This window comes from Paracoccus rhizosphaerae (genome assembly GCF_026162645.1).
Taxonomy (GTDB): domain Bacteria; phylum Pseudomonadota; class Alphaproteobacteria; order Rhodobacterales; family Rhodobacteraceae; genus Paracoccus; species Paracoccus rhizosphaerae.
This window is the reverse complement of sequence record NZ_JAOTBE010000133.1, coordinates 1-3,020: the sequence shown is the minus strand read 5'-3', so window position 1 is coordinate 3,020 and position 3,020 is coordinate 1. Positions and strand designations below refer to the sequence as shown.

2 protein-coding genes and 1 pseudogene are annotated in these 3,020 nt (G+C 52.0%); all 3 read right to left on the bottom strand.

Translation table 11 applies throughout. From position 1 onward, the window contains the following. Nucleotides 1-228: 228 nt before the first annotated feature. Entirely contained in the window at nt 229-1,251 is a 1,023-nt protein-coding gene (locus OC184_RS19740; RefSeq protein ID WP_265508892.1) for an acyltransferase family protein, read from the bottom strand. A gap of 203 nt (nt 1,252-1,454) precedes the next feature. After that, nucleotides 1,455-2,222: a hypothetical protein gene (locus tag OC184_RS19735; RefSeq protein ID WP_265508890.1), complete on the bottom strand. Its 768-nt coding sequence runs from the start codon at nt 2,220-2,222 to the stop codon at nt 1,455-1,457. A gap of 599 nt (nt 2,223-2,821) precedes the next feature. Then, nucleotides 2,822-3,020: pseudogene (locus tag OC184_RS19730) on the bottom strand (IS5/IS1182 family transposase); the annotation flags it as partial.

Below are 3,020 nucleotides of genomic sequence, written 5' to 3'. Positions count from 1 at the left end.
CGTTATAGCTGGACCAGTTCGTCGTGCGGTAGCGGGCGGGTGGAGGCTTACTCATGCGACCCGTCTAACCGCACGGGTTCGCGATGTGAATCGTCCCACGTCAGAGTTACGCAACAACGCCGCATCTATGTGCCAAGGTGGATCTGCAACGATCTACACAGGGGAGCGGTCATATCATCAAAGCCAAAAGCTCCAATAAAGTAAAAATACACCTACAGGCGAAAGTACCTACGCCAAACCGGTAACGTGTAATATATTAAGACGACGTGCCGCGAGATAAAAGGTTAAAGGCCCCATAATGCCGATTAAAACTCCCAGTACAAGATGTAGTGTTAGGTCAGTATACCCTGCCTTTATGAGAAATATTCGCATGAAGGCGCTAAACATTGTATGCATTACGTATACTGCCAAAGAAATCACTCCCAAAAAGGCAAGTACTCTGCCCGGAAATGATTTACCAAAGCAATTTGAAATTAAGATTATCGGGAAGATAAAAAAAATAGATATAAAAAGTCCGCCAATTGTTTGGTTTATGGGTAAATCAATAGTTACACGTATCCAAAGACTGGATACAAAAAGAAAACTTCCAAACAATGCGATCTTTAAGCTTGGTACTGCACGGACTAACGGGGTAGCCCCAATCAGTCCTCCAATCGCAAACACTAAACTGTAATTCAACGCCGGGGCAACCCACGGCACAATTTTTTGTGGCACATCAACTGCAAAATCTATAGCTCCACTTACAATTACAGCGCCGCTCCAAAACTTTAGATCCGATAAAATATGGCGAAGTGCCATTTGCAGAACGGAAAAAATTACGCTGTTAATTAATAGTGCCCATAGGAACCAGAAATGTGCAAAGGGCGGCAAGGGTGCTTGCAAAAGATTCTGCCATGACCCCCCCGCGTTGGAGCTGCTCCCCGCCAATGCCTGCATCGCTAGAAATGCATAGGTCCAGATTATGATAGTATAGACGAACCGTTGAGGTCGTTTAACCAAAGAAGCTTGAATTGTAGTTGGTGGGCGCATGCCAAACGTGATGCCTGAAAGAAGAAAAAATAACGGCATATGAAATGCGTAGATCGTTTCATCCATGAGCGGCAGAAAATCATTTCTATCTGGCAATTCTGCCCCTGACAGCCCCCTTCCTGCGTGGCCCACGACGACGAGTATGATCCCTATACCCTTTGCGATGTCGATCCATTCTAATCTGCGAGACACTTCCACACCGTTTGTATCGATTATTGCCAAGTTTGTATACTATAATATAAATAGAATTTCTTATTTAGAAATTATTTATTCTCATTAGATTAAAAATATAACTCAAAATACATTTATCCGCCCTTAGACTGCCATTGTTACAGAACTTGGCGTTGAAGCGGGACTTTCCCTTCCTCACCGGCCACAGGCCACGCGTTTAATCTCGGCGGTGCCGTTGACTAACCCCTGCCGCCTCAGGTCAGGTGCCTTGGACCAACTCCCGTCTGCGGCAGGCGGGCCACAACATCGCGCACGATCTGCTGCACGCGCCGTGCTGCCTCTGGCCTAAAGGCCTTGGCAGGCGTGCCATTAGCCTGTAGAAACTGGTGCGGCAGTCCGAGCGGGCTTTGGTGATAGATAACCGTAAAATGAGTCAGCGCGACTACATAGGCGCCCAGATCGTTCATGTGGATCATGTCGAGTTCGCCCGCCTTGTTTCGCCCAAACAAATCCTCGCGTGAGGAGAGGCCGGGAAGATCGCCAGCCTCGGCAGCGAGGGCCACTGCTGCCATCGCCTGTCCGCCAGGAATTATAAAGATCTCGCCACTGCGGCCACCTGCCTCGGCAGGGGCAATAATGCGGCTCTGCCAATATGCCTCTAGATCGTAATTGATTCGTTCAAGCCAGCCGCCGGGGTCATTTAGCGTATGCCAAGTTTCGTAAAGGTATATACGGATGGCAGGATTTCCCTGGCGGGCGAGGGCCGCCCATTTTGCCAGCCAATGCGGGCTGTCGAACCAGCGTAACGCTTCCTGGATCTCGACCATCTCTGTCATCACCAGAACGTCGATGCCGGGTGCGGACAGCGCCTGACGTGCGGGAACGTGGCTGCGGTCCGGGCTGGCGTGAAGCTCGTACCCTGGCAAGGCATCGCCTTCGGTCCAATGCGCCTGAAGCGTCGTGCCCCAACCTAGTTGGCTAGCATAACTGTGCCCTCCCATTTGCGCCAGTATCGCGGGCATATTGGACCCGACGAGGCTGTGGCCCAAATGAAAGACTGTATCAATACGTCCTGGAACTGGTAGCGCTGAACGCGGTGTCATTGCCAATGCGCGGGGCAACCGGGTACGCCGATGATGGCGCCAACCAATTGCGACGGCAACCATGCCTCCAGCACCTAAAAGCAGTGCTTCGACTGCAGATCTACGATTCATGCGGACCCCTGCCTTGCAATGCTCTAAGCGTCATTTAGCATGAAATGCCAGACGGATCATTCCTTGCATCGCTGGAATAGGCGTAAACAACCTTGTCCGCTGGCCTCTGTCAACGGCGACCAGATCCTTTTCAGCAAACAGCATTAGACGGGCATTGATGATGTGACCGCCCCCACGGCATCTGTTGCTGCACCCGGCTCAGATCATGGGACGTGACAAGGCTAGGAGACCTCAGCCGCACACGAGCATAGAAAAGGAAGTAGCTGTCACATCCCACGTGATTGCAGGGCCGCTTCTTGAAGAGCTCCGGTCTTTGTTTCTGCCAGTCCTTGAGCGCGTCGATGGGCGTTTGCCGGCGCTGTTGCATGAAGCGTTTGAAGATCAGATTTCCCCTTTCCCGTCTGAAGTCAGCCGACGGGCTGCGTGACGGGAATGCCGAGTGCGGTGAAGCGGTTGAGGATGGCGATGCGGACTTGGAGTTCGGTGGTCTGGCGGTCGAAGTCGCGGGACATGAGCTTCTGGCCGAGCAGCTTCATGCAGTTCATCTTCGCCTCCATGCGGCTTCGTCGGTGGTAGCCTGACCACTTCCGCCAGAGCGTCCGGCCA